At 71.0% G+C, this 16843-nt stretch carries 19 protein-coding genes; 15 read left to right on the top strand and 4 right to left on the bottom strand.

The genetic code is table 11. The features are described from left to right. Window positions 1–65 precede the first annotated feature (65 nt). Window positions 66–416, top strand: a complete 351-nt coding sequence (locus SB754_RS09710; protein ID WP_410782119.1) for a metallopeptidase family protein — start codon at window positions 66–68, stop codon at window positions 414–416. 6 nt (window positions 417–422) lie between these two features. Here SB754_RS09710 and lexA read toward each other — a convergent pair whose 3' ends face one another. Continuing rightward, the gene (lexA, locus tag SB754_RS09705) at window positions 423–1100 is read right to left on the bottom strand and encodes a transcriptional repressor LexA (protein WP_410782118.1); all 678 of its coding nucleotides are present in this window, start codon (window positions 1098–1100) and stop codon (window positions 423–425) included. Window positions 1101–1347: 247 nt separating this feature from the next. Here lexA and SB754_RS09700 point away from each other — a divergent pair, with 247 nt between their 5' ends. From SB754_RS09700 to SB754_RS09650, 11 genes are all read left to right on the top strand, one after another. Beyond that, window positions 1348–1728 (top strand): LysM peptidoglycan-binding domain-containing protein, encoded by a 381-nt coding sequence (locus tag SB754_RS09700; protein ID WP_410782117.1) that lies wholly within the window; start codon window positions 1348–1350, stop codon window positions 1726–1728. 71 nt (window positions 1729–1799) lie between these two features. After that, window positions 1800–2948 (top strand): histidinol-phosphate transaminase, encoded by a 1149-nt coding sequence (locus tag SB754_RS09695; protein ID WP_410782116.1) that lies wholly within the window; start codon window positions 1800–1802, stop codon window positions 2946–2948. Then, window positions 2945–3547 (top strand): imidazoleglycerol-phosphate dehydratase HisB, encoded by a 603-nt coding sequence (gene hisB, locus SB754_RS09690; RefSeq protein ID WP_410782115.1) that lies wholly within the window; start codon window positions 2945–2947, stop codon window positions 3545–3547. Before SB754_RS09695 ends, hisB begins: the two co-directional genes overlap by 4 nt. Continuing rightward, a complete protein-coding gene (gene hisH, locus SB754_RS09685; protein ID WP_410782114.1) occupies window positions 3544–4185 on the top strand; it encodes an imidazole glycerol phosphate synthase subunit HisH in 642 nt (213 codons plus the stop codon). The genes hisB and hisH overlap by 4 nt, the downstream gene beginning before the upstream one ends. Before the next feature lie 62 nt (window positions 4186–4247). After that, window positions 4248–4994: a bifunctional 1-(5-phosphoribosyl)-5-((5-phosphoribosylamino)methylideneamino)imidazole-4-carboxamide isomerase/phosphoribosylanthranilate isomerase PriA gene (gene priA / locus SB754_RS09680; RefSeq protein WP_410782113.1), complete on the top strand. Its 747-nt coding sequence runs from the start codon at window positions 4248–4250 to the stop codon at window positions 4992–4994. After that, window positions 4978–5889 (top strand): SseB family protein, encoded by a 912-nt coding sequence (locus tag SB754_RS09675; protein ID WP_410782112.1) that lies wholly within the window; start codon window positions 4978–4980, stop codon window positions 5887–5889. Before priA ends, SB754_RS09675 begins: the two co-directional genes overlap by 17 nt. Before the next feature lie 25 nt (window positions 5890–5914). Next, window positions 5915–6133 (top strand): SCO4848 family membrane protein, encoded by a 219-nt coding sequence (locus SB754_RS09670; protein ID WP_410782111.1) that lies wholly within the window; start codon window positions 5915–5917, stop codon window positions 6131–6133. A 4-nt stretch (window positions 6134–6137) separates the two neighbouring features. After that, window positions 6138–6704, top strand: coding sequence for an HhH-GPD-type base excision DNA repair protein (locus tag SB754_RS09665; RefSeq protein WP_410782110.1), 567 nt, complete (start codon window positions 6138–6140; stop codon window positions 6702–6704). A gap of 98 nt (window positions 6705–6802) precedes the next feature. After that, window positions 6803–10354: a TM0106 family RecB-like putative nuclease gene (locus SB754_RS09660; RefSeq protein ID WP_410782109.1), complete on the top strand. Its 3552-nt coding sequence runs from the start codon at window positions 6803–6805 to the stop codon at window positions 10352–10354. A 33-nt stretch (window positions 10355–10387) separates the two neighbouring features. Continuing rightward, window positions 10388–10792, top strand: a complete 405-nt coding sequence (locus SB754_RS09655; RefSeq protein ID WP_410782108.1) for a helix-turn-helix transcriptional regulator — start codon at window positions 10388–10390, stop codon at window positions 10790–10792. A gap of 133 nt (window positions 10793–10925) precedes the next feature. Then, window positions 10926–11348 carry a VOC family protein gene (locus SB754_RS09650; protein WP_410782107.1) on the top strand — a complete coding sequence of 141 codons (423 nt, stop codon included), beginning with the start codon at window positions 10926–10928 and terminating at the stop codon, window positions 11346–11348. 16 nt (window positions 11349–11364) lie between these two features. On the opposite strand, the gene SB754_RS09645 is transcribed toward SB754_RS09650, so the two are convergent. From SB754_RS09645 to SB754_RS09635, 3 genes are read right to left on the bottom strand one after another with little or no spacing between them, the layout of a single operon-like run. Further along, entirely contained in the window at window positions 11365–12294 is a 930-nt protein-coding gene (locus SB754_RS09645; protein ID WP_410782106.1) for a sucrase ferredoxin, read from the bottom strand. Then, window positions 12291–13670, bottom strand: coding sequence for a cupin domain-containing protein (locus SB754_RS09640; protein ID WP_410782105.1), 1380 nt, complete (start codon window positions 13668–13670; stop codon window positions 12291–12293). Before SB754_RS09640 ends, SB754_RS09645 begins: the two co-directional genes overlap by 4 nt. Continuing rightward, the gene (locus SB754_RS09635; protein WP_410782104.1) at window positions 13670–13927 is read right to left on the bottom strand and encodes a BatC protein; all 258 of its coding nucleotides are present in this window, start codon (window positions 13925–13927) and stop codon (window positions 13670–13672) included. The genes SB754_RS09640 and SB754_RS09635 overlap by 1 nt, the downstream gene beginning before the upstream one ends. A gap of 220 nt (window positions 13928–14147) precedes the next feature. Here SB754_RS09635 and SB754_RS09630 point away from each other — a divergent pair, with 220 nt between their 5' ends. The 3 genes from SB754_RS09630 to SB754_RS09620 are packed head-to-tail and all read left to right on the top strand — an operon-like array spanning window position 14148 to window position 16794. Further along, window positions 14148–15095: a MetQ/NlpA family ABC transporter substrate-binding protein gene (locus SB754_RS09630; RefSeq protein ID WP_410782103.1), complete on the top strand. Its 948-nt coding sequence runs from the start codon at window positions 14148–14150 to the stop codon at window positions 15093–15095. Continuing rightward, window positions 15095–16138 carry a methionine ABC transporter ATP-binding protein gene (locus tag SB754_RS09625; RefSeq protein ID WP_410782102.1) on the top strand — a complete coding sequence of 348 codons (1044 nt, stop codon included), beginning with the start codon at window positions 15095–15097 and terminating at the stop codon, window positions 16136–16138. Before SB754_RS09630 ends, SB754_RS09625 begins: the two co-directional genes overlap by 1 nt. Further along, a complete protein-coding gene (locus SB754_RS09620) occupies window positions 16135–16794 on the top strand; it encodes a methionine ABC transporter permease (RefSeq protein ID WP_410782101.1) in 660 nt (219 codons plus the stop codon). Before SB754_RS09625 ends, SB754_RS09620 begins: the two co-directional genes overlap by 4 nt. Window positions 16795–16843 lie beyond the last annotated feature (49 nt).

Here is a 16843-nt window from a genome sequence, read left to right as displayed (position 1 = left end):
TCCGGCCCCGGTACGCGTACAGCGAACCGGGGCCGGAGGCGTCCGTGGCGTGTGAGGATGAGCCCATGGTGCGCATCGCGGACGACGAGTTCGAGCGGATGGTCGACGACATCTTCGAGTCCTTGCCGGACGACATGGTGGGCCCGCTCGAGAACGTCGCGATCCTGATCGAGGACCAGCCGTGGGGGGCACGGCCGCGGCTGTTCGGCCTGTACAGCGGCCGGCCGCTGACCCGGCGCTCGGTGTACGGGTTCGGCGAGCTGCCGGATCGCATCACCCTGTTCCGCAACAACCTGGAGGCGTCGGCCTCCACCGTGGAGGAGCTGAGGGCGCGGGTGCACGTCACGCTCGTGCACGAGATCGGGCACTACTTCGGGCTCTCCGACGACCGCCTGCGCGAACTCGGCTGGGCGTAGGAGCAGTCAGACGGCGCGGAGGACCGCGACAACCTTGCCGAGCACCTGCGCGAAGTCGCCGAGGATGGGCTCGAAGTTGGAGTTGCGCGGCAGCAGCCAGGTGTGCCCGTCGCGCTGACGGAACACCTTGACCGTCGCCTCCTCGTCGAGCATCGCCGCGACGATGTCGCCGTTCTCGGCGGTGTTCTGCGCGCGGATGACGACCCAGTCGCCGTCGCAGATCGCCGCGTCGATCATCGACTCCCCGACGACCTTCAGCATGAACAGCTCGCCGTTGCCGACGAGCTGGCGGGGGAGCGGGAACACCTCGTCCACCTGCTGCTCCGCCGTGATCGGGATGCCCGCGGCGATCCGGCCGACGAGCGGCACCATGGCGGCGTCGCCGACGGGCGTCTGGTTCTCGTAGTCGGGCGTCGGGCCCGCCGAGGGCAGGTCGATCAGGATCTCGAGCGCGCGCGGCCGGTTGGGGTCGCGCCGCAGATAGCCGCTCAGCTCCAGCTGGTTCAGCTGGTGGGTCACGGAGGAGAGCGAGGACAGCCCGACCGCGTCGCCGATCTCGCGCATGCTCGGCGGATAGCCGCGCTGGCTCACCGACCGCTGGATCACATCCAGGATGGCGAGCTGCTTGTCGCTGAGGTTCTTCCGGCGGCGGGTGCCCCCGCGGGCCTGGTTCTCATTCGACACGGGCGTCCTCTCCTGGCGTCGGCGTCGTCCGGGATCGCTCCCCGGCACGAATGTCGGTGGTACCTGATCTGATGTTCTCAGACAGTCGAAACTGTATCCGCGTCAGAAGGGGAAGACAAACATGTGTTCGAGCGTGTCGCCGATTTCCTCGGGTATTTCCTCAGTGGAGGGTACCTTGCGGATTCAGACATTCGAAGATACATTCGGAACACAGCTTCGCACCCGCGAGTCTGAGGAGGTCACGGCCATGAGTGCAGTACTGATGAGCGAGTCGGTTCCCGCCCTGCGTGCGGTACCGCCGCTGCCCGAGGGAGCGCGCGTACGCCTGCGCCTCACCCGTCGCGGTCGCGCTGTCCTCTCGGCGCTCGTCGCCCTGCCGCTGGTCATCGGCGCGCTCGTCTTCGCCCTGAACGGCGGCGGCGCGGTCGCCAACGGCGAGCAGACGCACGTCAGCTTCCAGTACGTCACCGTGGAGTCGGGCGACTCTCTCTGGTCGGTCGCCGAGCGCGTCGCCCCGAACGCCGATCCGCGCGACGTGATCGCCGACCTGGTGTCGCTGAACGGCTTGGAGTCGGCTGTCGTCTCTCCCGGGCAGCAGCTCGCGGTGCCGACCAAGTACGCGAAGTAGCCCGACCTCACGAAGGCTCCACGTTCGTCATCCAGGGACGTCAGGGCTCTCGCGCTGACTACGATTGAACGGTGACTTCTCTCTCCGAGCTGCCGATCCGGGACGACCTTCGTGGTCGCTCGCCGTACGGCGCTCCCCAGCGTCCGGTGCCCGTCGCGCTCAACGTGAACGAGAACACTCATCCGGTTCCCGAGGATGTTGCCGCCGATATCGTCGCGCGGGTCGCCGCCGCCGTCGGCGGAGTCAACCGCTACCCCGACCGCGAGTTCACCGAACTGCGGGAGGCGTTCGCGCGCTACCTCGGGCACGGCCTCACCGCCGAGCAGATCTGGGCGGCGAACGGGTCCAACGAGGTGCTGCAGCACATCCTCCAGGCCTTCGGCGGTCCGGGCCGCACTCTGCTCGGGTTCGCCCCCACCTACTCCATGTACCCGCTCCTGGCGTCGGGAACAGGCACCGAGTACCTGGCAGGCACGCGGGACGCGGGCTACGAGCTGTCGCCCGAGACGGCCGCGGAGCAGATCCGCGCCCTCGATCCCGACATCGTCATCCTCTGCTCCCCGAACAACCCGACCGGCACCCCGCTGGCGCTCGAGACCATCGAGGCCGCCTACGCCGCCGCCCGCGGCATCGTGGTGGTCGACGAGGCGTACGCCGAGTTCCTGCCAGACGGCGTGCCCTCCGCGCTCACTCTGCTGCCCGGGCGCCCGCGCCTGCTCATCTCCCGCACGATGAGCAAGGCGTTCGCGTTCGCCGGCGCCCGAGTGGGCTACCTGGCGGCCGACCCAGCCGTGATCGACGCGCTGCGCCTGGTCCGGCTGCCGTACCACCTGTCGGCCCTGACGCAGGCGGCGGCTCTGGGCGCCCTCGCCCACTCCGACGAGATGCTGGCCATGGTGGGCGAGATCCGCGCGCAGCGCGACCGGCTCGTCACGGAGCTCGATCGTCTCGGTTACACGCCGCACCGCTCCGGGAGCAACTTCGTGCTCTTCGGCGGGGTGGACGACCCGCACGCGACCTTCGAGGCGCTCGCCGAGCGCGGCATCCTGATCCGCGACGTCGGCATCCCGCACCACCTGCGCGTGACGGCGGGCACGGAGGCGGAGACCACGACGTTCCTCGACGCGTTGGCGGCGCTGGGCCGGCCCTCGACCGCCGCCGTCCGCGAGGAGCAGGCCCCCGAACGGTCCCAGGCCGCCCCGGTAGACTCGGACGCATGACGAATCGCACCGCCACGGTCACGCGGGAGACGAGCGAGTCCAGTATCGCGCTGAGCCTCGACCTCGACGGGACGGGAGCGTCCGACATCCAGACGAGCGTCCCCTTCTACGACCACCTGCTGACGGCGTTCGCGAAGCACTCGCTCACCGACTTGCGCATCCGCGCCACCGGTGACACCGACATCGACGTGCACCACACGGTGGAGGACATCGGCATCGTCCTGGGCCGGGCGATCCGGGAGGCTCTGGGCGACAAGTCCGGCATCTCGCGGTACGGCGACGCCCTGGTGCCGCTCGACGAGGCGCTCGTGCAGGCTGTCGTCGACATCTCCGGGCGGCCGTACCTGGTGCACGGCGGCGAACCGGCCGGCTTCGAGCTGCACCTCATCGGCGGCCACTTCACCGGTTCGATGGTCCGTCACGTCTTCGAAGCGATCTCGTTCAACGCCGCCCTGACGACGCACATCACCGTCCTCGGCGGCCGCGACCCGCACCACATCGCCGAGGCGGAGTTCAAGGCGTTCGCGCGCGCGTTCCGCCAGGCCAAGGCGCTGGATCCGCTTGTGCAGGGCATCCCGTCCACCAAGGGTGCGCTGTGACCGAGGGCCGCACTCCACGTGTCGTCGTCTTCGACTACGGGTCGGGGAACGTCCACTCCGCCGTCAAGGCCCTCGAAGCCGCGGGCGCGGACGTCGAGCTGACCGGCAACCGCCGCCGCGCGCAGGAGGCCGACGGCCTGCTCGTGCCCGGCGTCGGAGCGTTCACGGCGGTCGCGGAGGCGCTGCGCGCGTCCCACGGCGACGAGGTCGTCGACCGCCGGCTCGCGGGCGGGCGACCGGTTCTCGGGATCTGCGTCGGGATGCAGGTGATGTTCGAGCGCGGCGTCGAGCACGGCCTGACGACCGACGGGCTGGGGGAGTGGCCGGGCACGGTCGACCTGCTGCGCGCCGACGTCGTGCCGCACATCGGATGGAACACCGTGCGCGCGCCGCAGGACTCCGTGCTGTTCTCGGGGCTGCAGGACGAGCGCTTCTACTTCGTCCACTCGTACGCCGCGCAGGACTGGACGCTCGACCCCGAGCCGCCCTTCCCGAAGCCGAAGGTGACCTGGGCCGAGCACGGCGCGCCGTTCGTCGCCGCCGTCGAGAACGGGCCGCTCAGCGCGACGCAGTTCCACCCCGAGAAGTCGGGGCGCGCCGGCATCCAGCTGCTGCGCAACTGGGTCCGCTCGCTCTGACGGACACCGCCCAGCCGTCCGCCCTAGCCGTCCGCACGTCGCGGACCGACACGAGGAAGCACATGACCGACTTCATCAGCACGCCCCGACTCGTCCTCCTGCCCGCGGTGGATGTCGCCGACGGCAAGGCCGTGCGCCTCACCCAGGGCGAGGCGGGCAGTGAGACCAGCTACGGCGACCCCGTCGACGCGGCGGCCGAGTGGGCCGATGCCGGCGCCGAGTGGATCCACCTCGTCGACCTCGACGCGGCGTTCGGGCGCGGTGAGAACCGGTCCATTCTCAAGCGCGTCATCCACCAGGTGCACGGGGTGAGCATCGAGCTCTCCGGCGGGATCCGCGACGATGCCTCGCTGGAGCAGGCGCTCGAGGCGGGCGCGACCCGGGTCAACCTCGGCACCGCTGCGCTGGAGAACCCGGAGTGGGCGGCCAGCGCCATCAGCCAGTACGGCGAGGCGATCGCCGTCGGCCTGGATGTGCGCGGCACGACGCTCGCCGCACGCGGCTGGACCCGTGAAGGCGGCGACCTCTGGGAGGTGCTCGACCGGCTGGAGGACGCGGGCTGCGCCCGCTACGTGGTCACCGACGTGACGAAGGACGGCACGCTGCGCGGCCCCAACATCGACCTGCTGCGTCAGGTGCTCGACCGTACGGAGCGTCCGGTGGTCGCCTCCGGCGGCATCTCGAACCTGGACGACATCGCGGCGCTGCGCGAGCTCGTGCCGCTCGGGCTCGAGGGTGCGATCGTCGGCAAGGCGCTGTACGCGGGCGCGTTCACCCTCCCTGAGGCGCTGGATGTCGCGGGACGCTGACAGCGACCAGACCGGTGACGGCGCAGTCGGCCACGACGGCGACGGCGCAGTCGGCCACGACGGCACGCCGGGCGGCCACGACGGCACGTCGGGCGGACCGAGCGAGACCGGCGCTGCACGCCTGGCCGGCTTCGCAGCCTCCCTCGCGGACTCTGCCGGCCAGCCCTGGGAGGGCCGTGCCTTCGACGACAACCCGTTCGGCGAGGACGACGGCTCCGCGCCGGCGGCCCTCCTCGGCGCGCTGGCGGCATTTCGCGCGGGTGAGGTGGGCGCGGAGGTCGTGGTGGATGCGCTGCGCGACGCGCGACTGCTCATCCCGCTGGTCGCCGAGCTGGGCGAGGAGGGCGCGAACGACGCCGGGATGATCGTCGACAAGACGCAGGAGCTGTCCATCGTGACGGTCGCCGGCCCCGACGGGCGGAACGTGCAGCCGGTGTTCTCGTCCGTCACGGCGCTGCAGGCGTGGAACCCGGCGGCCCGTCCGGTGCCGGCGGAAGGACGGAGGGCGGCGCTCGCGGCCGCCTCGGAGGGCACGGAGCTGATCGTGCTCGACCCCACCTCCAAGACCGAGTTCGTCGTGCGACGACCGGCGGTCTGGGCGCTCGCGCAGGGCGTGACCTGGGTGCCCAGCGATCGCGACCCTGTTGTGCTCGAGGCGTTCCGCGCCTCCATCGGCTCGGAGCTCGGCGTGCACGACGTCGACCTCATCGCGGGCGACCCGCAGAGCCGGCTGGCGGGGGAGGAGTTGGTGGTGCGGCTGTCGCTGGCCGCCGGACTGACGCGCGAGGAGCTCGACGCCATCCTCGGCCGTCTCGCGCAGCGCTGGGCGGCGGACGACGTGATCGCCACTCGGGTGGACTCGCTGCGGGTGCAGCTGGTCGCCTCCGCCGACTGACGGGTGTGCTTAGGCTGGACGCATCATGACCGCTTTCGCCGCCATCGTCCTGTTCCTGAACGCCGTCTTCAACGTCTTCGCCTGGCCGCGATTCTTCACGCGCGTGCGGAAGGATCAGCGGGCACGGGACGCGTCGGGGCGCGCGACCCCCTTCCTGATCGTCCACGGCGTCCTGCTCGGCGTCGCCCTCCTCCTGGCGGTCCTGTCCGCAGTGGCGGGCGTGCTCCTGCTGGTGGCAGGCTGAGCGCATGGCCCTCCACATCACCGGCGACCCCGAGGCGGACGCGCTGCTCGACGAGTCGCCCTTCGCACTCCTGACCGGAATGCTGCTCGACCAGCAGATCCCGATGGAGACGGCGTTCGCCGGTCCTGCGAAGCTCCGCGATCGGCTCGGTGCGCTCGATCCCGCGACCGTCGCCGCAATCGACCCCGAGAAGCTGGCCGAGGTGATGAAGCAGACCCCGGCCGTGCACCGGTTCCCCGGCTCGATGGCGGGCCGGGTGCAGGCGCTCGCCGCGGCCATCGTCTCCGACTGGGGCGGGGACACCGCAGCGATCTGGACCAGGGACGACCCCGACGGGCCCGAGGTGCTGCGCCGGCTCAAGGCGCTGCCCGGGTTCGGCGAGCAGAAGGCCAAGATCTTCCTCGCGCTCCTCGGCAAGCAGAAGGGCGTGCATCCGGCCGGATGGGAGGCGGCGGCCGGCGACTACGGACTGCCCGGCCACCGTTCGGTCGCCGACATCGTCGACGCCGACTCGCTGACGCGGGTGCGCGAGCACAAGCGCGCGGCGAAGGCGGCGGCGAAGGGGCACTGACGGCCGATCTCCCGTGTCGGTGGTCGCCGATACTCTCGTCAGAGCCGGGATGCCAGACAACCGGTAGGCCGAAGAATCCGCGCTGAAAGGAGGTCGCCGTGTTCCTGCTCGACGGAGTGATCGTCACGAGCGCCAGCGACCTCACCGAGGCGTCGAAGTGCGAGTTCGCGTTTCTGCGCACCCTCGACGTCAAGCTCGGGCGGCTCGAGAAGACCGAAGAGATCGAAGACCCGATGTACGTGCGCTCGTCCCGCATGGGCGACGAGCACGAGCACCGCATCCTGGAGCGGTACCGCGAGCAGTTCGGCAGCGGCGTCGCCGAGATCGAGCGGCCAGCGCAGCTGACCGCCGAGACGCTGACCGAGGCGGTCCGGCGCACGGCCGAGGCGTTCGAGCGCGGGGCCGACGTCGTCTTTCAGGCCACGTTCTTCGACGGCGCCTTCGTCGGGTTCGCCGACTTCGTCGTCCGGTTGCCGGATGGCCGCTACCGGGTGCAAGACTCCAAGCTGGCGCGCAGCGCGCGCGTCACCGCTCTACTGCAGCTGGCGGCCTACGCAGACCAGTTGCGCCGGATGGGCGTCGACGTCGACGAGACGGTCGAACTGCTCCTCGGCGACGGCTCTGTCAGCGAACACGCGCTGCACGACATCGAGCCCGTGTACCGCAAGCGGCGCGAGCGCCTGCTCGCGATCGTCGCTGAGCACGCGGCCGACGAGGGACCGGTGGCGTGGGGCGATCCGCGGTTCACCGTCGACGGGCGCTGCGACACGTGCGACGCCGAGGTGCAGACGACGCGTGATGTGCTGCTCGTCGCCGGCATGCGGGTGACCCAGCGCGAGCACCTGCTCGCGGCGGGGCTCGGCACGATCGACGCTCTGGCGGCCTCCACCGGTCCGGTGGAGGGTGTCCCGGAGGGGACCCTCGATGGACTGCGCGAGCAGGCCCGCCTGCAGCTGCAGGCGGAGCCGGGCGGCCCGCCTCCCGTCCGCGTGTTCAATGCGCCAGTGCTGGCCGTGCTGCCGCATCCCGACGAGGGCGATCTCTTCTTCGACTTCGAGGGCGACCCGCTGTACACCGAAGGCGCCGGAGAGCGCTGGAACCTCGACTACCTGTTCGGGATGGTCGACCAGGAGGAGCGGTTCACTGCCTTCTGGGCGCACGACTTCGCCGCAGAGCGGGTTGCGCTGGAGGCCTTCCTCGAGTTCGTCCGTGAGCGGCGCGCGCGCTTCCCCCGCATGCACATCTACCACTACGCCGCCTACGAGCAGACGCACCTGCTCGCGCTCGCGGCCCGGCATGGCGTCGGCGAAGAGGAGGTGGACGGGCTCCTGCGCGAGAATGTTCTCGTCGACCTGTACCCGCTCGTGCGCAAGGCGGTCCGCGTCGGATCCCGGTCGTACTCGATCAAGAAGCTCGAGCCGCTCTACATGGGCGACCGCCTGCGCGAGAGCGAAGTGACCAACGGCGCCGACTCGATCACCGAGTACGCGAACGCCCGTGACCTGCTCGCGCTCGGGCGCCTCGACGAGGCGCAACGGCTGCTCGACGAGCTGGGCGACTACAACCGCTACGACTGCGTCTCCACGCTGCGACTGCGCGACTGGCTGCTCGCGCGCGCAAGCGAGAACGGCATCCCGATCGGTGCCGCACCGGCCGAAGAGGCCGAGCTCGCGCCGGACGAATCGCCGCTGCGCGCCGGGCTGCTGGCGTTCGCCGGAGACCCGCTCGACCCGCACCGCTCCGCGGATCGGCGGGCGATGGCGCTTGCCGCTGCTGCGATCGACTTCCATCGTCGTGAGCAGAAGACGTTCTGGCAGTCGCACTTCGCCCGGCTGATCCAGCCGATCGAGGAGTGGGGCGAGACCCGGGACGTGCTCGTGGTCGAACGCGCGTCCGTGCTGCGCGACTGGTACCTCGATGAGGGCCAGCGTGTGGAGCGCCGCGAGCTTCTGCTCAGCGGCCCGTGGGGAGCGGGGAGTTCCGTGCGGCTCAGCGAGCGCAGCGGCCCCTACCTGCTCTACGAGTACCCCGGGCCGTTCCGGCAGCCGCGGGCGCAGCCCGGGGCCCGCGCCGCGCGCACCGTCGCCGTGATCGACGCGCTCGACGACGGCTCCATCGTCGTGCGCGAGACGCTTCCCCCCGAGGTTGCGCCGTACGCCGACCTGCCCAGTGCGCTCACGCCGTCCGCTCCGCCGGACTCGCGCCGGCTGGCGGAGGCGATCCGCGAGTGGGGGACCGCGCTGCTCATCGCGCGCCATCACGAGACCTGGCCGGTCGACCCGACCGTCGACCTGCTGCGCCGCACGCCGCCGCGAACGCGGTCCGGATCGCTGGTCCCCGACCCGACGGAGCACGGAGGAGAAGGGGAGGGCCGGATCGACGCCGTGGTGGCCAGCCTGCTCGACCTGGACCGGTCGTACCTCGCGGTGCAGGGGCCGCCCGGGACAGGCAAGTCGTACCTCGGCGCGCACGTCATCGCGAGGCTCGTGGCCGACCACGGGTGGAAGGTGGGCGTGGTCGCGCAGTCGCATGCCGTGGTCGAGAACCTGCTCGACCGCGTGGTCGACGCCGGGCTCGACGCCGCGATGGTCGGGAAGACGCCCAGTGCCGGCGCCGCTGCAGGCACCGCCGCCGGTCCCGACGACGGCGATGACGCCGGTTCCGCTCACCGCTTCACTGCCCTTCCGACGAACGGTCACCTGGAGTTCGCCGGCGTCAACGAGGAGCGGGGCTTCGTCGTCGGGGGAACGGCCTGGGACTTCGCCAGCACCGCGCGCATCCCCCGCGGCAGCCTCGACCTGCTCGTCGTGGACGAGGCCGGGCAGTTCTCGCTCGCATCCACCGTCGCCGTCGGCGTCGCGGCGAAGAACCTCCTGCTCCTCGGCGACCCGCAGCAGCTGCCGCAGGTGAGCCAGGGCAGGCATCCCGAGCCCGTCGACGGATCCGCTCTCGGCTGGGTCAGCGACGGCCACGACGTGCTTCCGCCCGAGCTGGGGTACTTCCTCGCCGAGACACGACGCATGCATCCGGCTCTCGCGGCGGCGGTGTCCGCGCTGTCCTACGAGGGCAAGCTGCGCGCCCACGCGTGCGCGTCGGAGCGCGAGCTCACCGGCGTGGCCCCCGGGCTCCATCCCGTGCCGGTGCTGCACGTCGGCAACTCGACCGCGTCGCCGGAGGAGGCCCGTGCGGTCGTGGATCTCGTAGCCGACCTGATCGGCCGCTCCTGGAGCGACCCCGCGGTCGGTCGCGACGACGTCCCGCTCTCCGGCGAGGACGTCATCGTCGTCACCCCCTACAACGCCCAGCTCGCCGAAGTCCGGGCGCTCCTCGACGCCGCCGGCTTCCGGGAGGTGCGCGTCGGCACGGTGGACAAGTTCCAGGGGCAGGAAGCGGCGGTGGCGATCGTCAGCCTGGCGGCATCCTCGGCGGCCGACGTCCCGCGCGGGATGTCGTTCCTGCTGATGAAGAATCGCCTCAACGTCGCGATCTCCCGGGCCAAGTGGGCGGCCTACCTGGTGCACTCGCCGGAGCTGACCGAATTCCTCCCGACCACGCCTGCCGGGGTGGGGGAGCTGAGCGCGTTCATCCGGTTGGTCGAGACCGTCGACCAGTCCCTCGACGCGCGGGCCGCGCTGCCGATCGGGGGCTGACCGGGCCTCGCGCGCCGGTGTTACGCTCGACCCGTGTCACCGGAGGAGCTGCAGACGCTCGTTCACCTGCGCCGAGCACGGGATCTGATCGACCGCGACTACGCCAAGCCGCTCGATGTGCCGACCATGGCCTCCCGCGCGTTCATGTCGCCTGCGCACTTCTCCCGCCGGTTCCGGGCCGCGTACGGCGAGACCCCCTACAGCTACCTCATGACCCGGCGCATCGAACGGGCGATGGCCCTGCTGCGCGGCGGGATGAGCGTCACCGACGCCTGCATGGCCGTCGGCTGTACCTCACTCGGCTCGTTCAGTTCCAAATTCACCGAGGTCGTCGGGATGACGCCGACCGAGTACAGGACCCGCGAGCACGATGCCGTGCGGGCCATGCCTGACTGCATCGCGAAGCAGCGGACCCGGCCGGTGCGCTCGCGCGCCTGAGCGGCCGGTGCGGCCGATGGGGCCGATGCGGCCGGTGCGGCCGATTCCCTCCACAGAAGGCTCATTCGGCGACTTCTCCAGACAAAGCAGTTTTGGAGAAGCGCGCCCGTTGCGTCGTTCCTAGAGTCGAATCATGACCGTTTCACTTCAGTACTCGCAGATCACCGTCCTCGACCCCGAGGAGTCGCTCGCCTTCTACCGCGACGCCCTCGGCCTCGACGTCATCCAAGACGTCCACTCCGGCGAACACCGCTGGATCACCCTCGGCGTCGCCGGCGACGAAGGCGCCGCCGTCGTCCTCAGCGACCCGCATGCCGGCCGCTCGAAGGCCGACGGCGACGCCCTCCAGGAACTCGTCGTGAAAGGCTCGATGAGCCCGATCGTGTTCCGCACCGACGACCTCGACACCGCATTCGAGCGCGTGCGCGCGGCCGGAGCCGAAGTCCTCCAGGAGCCGATCGACCAGCCGTGGGGTCCGCGCGACTGCGCCTTCCGCGATCCGTCCGGCAACATGGTGCGGATCCTGCAGTCGGCGCCTGCTCCTCAGAACGCCTGAGCAGACCCCACGTCCGTCACACTCCGGCCGCTGAGACCGAGACGGGCACGAACTCGCGCACGGGGTGGGCGATCGTCGCGGTGCAGGTGCTCAGCATCGGCTCCGACAGCTGTTCGCCCACCTCGACCGTGAGCCGGTCGGCGCCATGGGCCAGCTCGACCCTCCAGCCGTGGGGATGCGGGTGCTCGCCCGCCACCCGGAAGGCGTCGATCCGATCATCGCCCGTCGCTGTCCGCGCGAACGCCTCCGCTGCCTGCGCCACCGTGGTGAGGGAGGTGCGGCCGCGGAGCCGGTCCGCCACCACCCGTCCTTCGGCGTGGCGCTCCACCACCGTCAGCGCCTCGTCGGGCAGGAGGCGACCGTAGAGCAGCCCGTGCGGGAAGGCGATCATCGTCGCGGCGAACCGGTCGCCACCGAGGTGCGAGCACTCCCACGTCAGCTCGGGATGCGCTGCGGCCAGGGTCTCCACCACCGGGCGGCCGCGGACGGCGCAGCACTGGTCGTGCCGGGCGTGCGTGCAGACGGCGTAGAGAGGAGCGTCGCTCGGCTCGCCGGCGGAGCCGTCGAGGGGGAGCGCCCGCAGCTCCTCCGGGTCGTCGACGCGCCCCCAGCGGATGCTCTCGCGCCCCGGGCGGCAGTCCACCAGCGCCCAGCGCCACGACGACTGCTCCCTCCGGAGCGGGGCGCGCAGCCGGGTGCGGCGGATGGCCAGGGGCCGGATCCCTGCTTCCTCTGCTCGGGAGACGATCGCGGCGCCGAGTGCGGGGTCCAGGGCGGAGTCGAAGAACGCGTGGCGTCCCCAGGCGCTCTCGATCTCCACGAGCAGCCACCGCTCGCCGAACCCCGCCGTACCGGGCAGCGGGTCGCGCCGGTCGACCGCCCGATCGCTGCACGGCAGCCAGCCGGGCAGCGCGCCGGCATCACCGGAGGGAGCTGCGTCTGTCACGTGGCCGTCGCGGTCCCGAAGTCGGCCGTGGCGCTCCGCTCGCCGTCCGACGACACACCGGCATCGTCCGCGGCATCCCCGGCGGCGTATGTGTCGGGATCGGCATCCGCATCAGCACCCGCGACGGCGCCATCCGCGACCACGAGCACCCCCTCGCGCAGGAGCCGCCGGGCCACCACCACCGCCGATCGTTCGTCGAGCGGCAGTTCCGCGATCGCCACGGGGCGACCGTCGAGCAGCCGGTCGACGGCCCCCAGGGCGGCGATCGGCAGGGCCACCCGCTTGGCGGGCAGCCGGACGGTCACCGTCTCCACCTCGACGGTCACGTCGGCGGAGAGCCCAGGACGGGCGACGACCCTCGATTGCGGACCCAGCGCGTCGGCGGAGGCGAGGGTCGCCAATGGCCGCACGGGTGCGGGCGGCGAGTCGGCACGACCGCGTCGGCGCAGGCTGTCCGCCACAGCATCCACGATCGCGGAGCGGGTCGCGGGATCGCCGAGCGCTGCGATGAGCGCCTCCACCGTCTGTTCCACCACGGGTTCGACCGCGGTGCGATCCGACGGGTCGAAACCCAGTGGGAGCGAAGCGCGGAGTGCAGCGGTGTCCGCGGCGCGAGCCACCGCCTCCTGCACCACGTCGTTCCGCGTGTACGCCGCCACGCCGATGGTCAGGTGAACGGAGACGCCTCCCAGCGCCTCGGCGGAGTGGATCCAGCCCCGCGGCAGGTACAGAGCGTCGCCCGGCCGGAACGTCTCGTCGATCGCCGGGGTACCCGCAGCTTGCGCCGCCACCTCGTCGCGGTGATCGCTCCACGGCTGGTCGCGCAGGGGATCCGTGTGCACCGGCTCGTGGATCCGCCAGTGCTTCTCGCCGGCGATCTGCAGCACGAAGACGTCGTGCACGTCGTAGTGCGGGTCGAATCCGCGCGACGACGCCGGGGTGATGTACGCATTCACCTGGGCGGGATGCCCGAGCTCCGACGCGAGACGCCGCGAGAACTCGGCGATCGGAGGCCAGGTGCGGTGCAGCCCCTGCAGCACGAGCGTGGCGCCGTCCGCGAACTCGGTGAGCACCTTCGCGGAGTCGAGCTGGTCGCCCACCTCGGCGCCGAAACCTCCCGGCCCCGAGAACCGCGACGGCGGGAGCACGGCGCCCTCCTTCGCCATCCGGACGAACGGCGTACGGAGGGCGCGGGACGACACCAGCTCATCCACCGCATCCAGGCTGAACAGGTCGGAGAACCCTCCGGACAGGTCAGCGGCGCGGGTGAACACCGGACTGCGCCCCCACTTCTCGGTGGCGAACCGCTCCCGGTCGACCGGCACGCAACGCGAAAGCGCGGACCGGTCGCCCGGTCCGCGCCCGTCCGTCGTCATTAAGCGGACCCGTCGGCTCCGCCGTCGTGTCCGCCGGCGTTCGCGCCGCCGTCGGCGGTGCCTTCGCCCGCCGAGCCGTCCGCTCCGCCGTCGTGTCCGCCCGCGTTGGCTCCGCCATCTGCAGGGCCTTCCCCGCCGCCGCCGGCCGAGCCGTCGGCTCCGCCGTCGTGTCCGCCCGCGCTGGCTCCGCCGTCCGCGGGGCCTTCGCCGCCGCCGACCGCCTCGGTGCTGATGTCGTCGTCGTTGATGTCGCTCATGCCGTCTCCCGTCGTTCCGTCGTCCGCAGAGCGCCCGCAGGCGCGCCGACGCGACTCACACTACGCGCGGCCCACGCCCGTCGTAAGAGTGCCCGGGTGAACGGCGCGCGTCATATTTCGCAAGACGTTTTGACGCGCCTGGCCGCTCGGGGGAGGCTCGAAGGAGCCGCCAACCGAGCGCCGGCCCACCCCCACCCCCACCTTCACGAGAGGCACAGCCATGTCCGACGCCACCCCGTCCACCCCCGCGCTGCCGGAGAAGCCGAAGCGCTCCCGCACCGGCTGGTTCGTCGGCATCGGCATCGCCGTCGTCGCGGTCATCGTCGCGGTCGTCCTCGTCGTCGTGAACCTGACCGGTTCCGGAGCCGCCACCGCGAAGACCGTCACGGTCAAGATCGGCACCACCGAAGCGTCCTCGCCGTACTGGGGCGTGCTGAAGAAGGCGGCGGCCAAGGAGGGCATCGACATCCAGACGGTGAACTTCCGCGACTACACGCAGGCGAACCCGGCGCTCGCCGACGGCCAGCTCGACCTGAACCTGTTCCAGCACCTGCAGTTCCTCGCCAACTACGACGTGCAGGCCAAGCAGGACCTGGTGCCCGTCGGCTCCACGCTGGTCGTTCCGCTGCCGCTGTACTCGACCAAGCACAAGAGCCTGCAGGACATCCCGCAGGGCGGCACGATCGCCATCCCGAACGACGCCACCAACCAGGCGCGCGCGCTGCTCGTGCTGCAGAAGGCCGGCCTCCTGAAGCTGAAGAACGGCGGCAACACGCTCGCCACGCCGGCCGACATCGACGCCTCGGCTTCCACGGTGACCGTCATCCCCGTGGCCGCAGAGCAGACGGCTCCGGCGCTCGGCTCCGCCGACGGCGCGATCATCAACAACAACTTCGCCCTCACCGCGGGCATCGACCCGAAGTCGGCGCTGTTCCAGGACGACCCGAAGTCGAAGACCGCCGAGCCGTACATCAACGCGTTCGTGGCCCGCGCGAAGGACAAGGACAACGCGACCTACCAGAAGATCGTGAAGCTCTACCACAGCAAGGCCGTCACCGACTCGGTTCTCGCGGAGTCGAAGAACACCGCCGTGATCGTCGACCGCAGCGGTTCCGACCTGACCGGCATCCTCGACGGGCTCAAGAAGACCATCCGGGCGGCCCAGTAGTGGCGGTTCGCGACAGCGCAGCGCCGATCATCGAGTTCCGCGGCGTCACCAAAAGCTTCGGCTCCGGTGACGCCGCGGTTCCGGCGGTCGACGATCTCGACCTGACGATCGGCCGCGGCGAGATCTTCGGCATCATCGGCTACTCGGGTGCGGGCAAGAGCACGCTGGTGCGGCTGATCAACGCACTGGAGCATCCGAGCTCCGGGTCGGTGATCGTCGACGGCCGAGACCTGACCACGCTGAAGGAGCGGGACCTGCGCCGGGTCCGCGCCGGGATCGGGATGATCTTCCAGCAGTTCAACCTGTTCCGCTCGCGGACCGTGTTCGGCAACGTCGCGTATCCGCTCAAGGTCGCGGGCTGGCCGGCCGACAAGCGCAAGCAGCGGGTGGCCGAGCTGCTCGCCTTCGTCGGGCTCACCGACAAGGCGTGGAGCTACCCCGACCAGCTGTCGGGAGGCCAGAAGCAGCGGGTGGGCATCGCCCGCGCTCTGGCGACCAACCCGGACATCCTGCTCGCCGACGAGGCGACCAGCGCCCTCGACCCGGAGACCACCTCCGACGTGCTCGCCCTGCTGAAACGCGTCAACGAGGAGCTCGGCGTCACCATCGTGGTCATCACGCACGAGATGGAGGTGGTGCGGTCGATCGCCGACCGCGTCGCTGTGCTGGATGCCGGACGGGTGATCGAGTCGGGCAGCATCTTCGAGGTCTTCTCGAACCCGCAGACCCCCACGGCTCAGCGCTTCGTCGGCACCGTGCTGCGCAACCAGCCGGGGGAGGCGGACATCGAGCGCCTGCGCGGCAAGCACTCGGGGCGGATCGTCTCGGCGCGCATCCAGGACGACGGCCGGCTCGGGTCGGTGCTCTCCGACGCGGTGGGCCGCCACAACGTGCGCTTCGAGATCGTCTACGGCGGCATCTCGGCGCTGCAGGGCCGCTCGTTCGGCAGTCTGACGCTCGAGCTGCTCGGTGAGCCGGCCGACGTGGATGCGCTGATCGCCGAGCTCCGCGCCGTCACCGAGGTCGAGGAGGTGGCCGCATGACCGACTGGTCGACGCTGTGGCCGGTGTACCTGCAGTCCATCGGGCAGACGCTGTGGATGGTCGTCGCGACCCTCGTGCTCGGCGGCGTGCTCGGGCTCGCGCTCGGTGTGCTGCTGTACACGACGCGGCGCGGCGGGCTGCTGGAGAACCGCGCGCTGTTCACGGTCCTCAACGTGGTCGTGAACTTCATCCGGCCCATCCCGTTCATCATCTTCATGACCGCGATCGCGCCGCTGACGCAGCTGGTGCTGGGCACCTTCCTGGGCACGCCGGCCGCGATCTTCCCGATGACCATCGCGGCGACGTTCGGCATCTCGCGCATCGTGGAGCAGAACCTGGTCACCATCGAGCCCGGCGTGATCGAAGCGGCCCGGGCGATGGGGTCGAGTCCGTGGCGGATCATCACGACGCTGCTGATCCCCGAGGCGCTCGGCCCGCTGATCCTCGGGTACACGTTCATCTTCGTGGCGATCGTCGACCTGTCCGCCATCGCGGGCAGCATCGGCGGCGGAGGCCTGGGCGACTTCGCGATCTCGTACGGCTACCAGCGCTACAACTGGGCCGTCACGTGGATCGCCGTGATCACGATCGTGGTGCTGGTGCAGGCGGCGCAGTTCCTCGGCAACTGGCTGGCCCGCAAGGCCCTGCGCCGCTGACGCGACGTCCATCCTTCCCGCGAGTGGTGACATCATGTCACCACTCGCG

The organism is Leifsonia sp. SIMBA_070, assembly GCF_046534635.1.
Lineage (GTDB): Bacteria > Actinomycetota > Actinomycetes > Actinomycetales > Microbacteriaceae > Leifsonia.
This window is presented reverse-complemented; position numbering and strand designations above follow the sequence as displayed.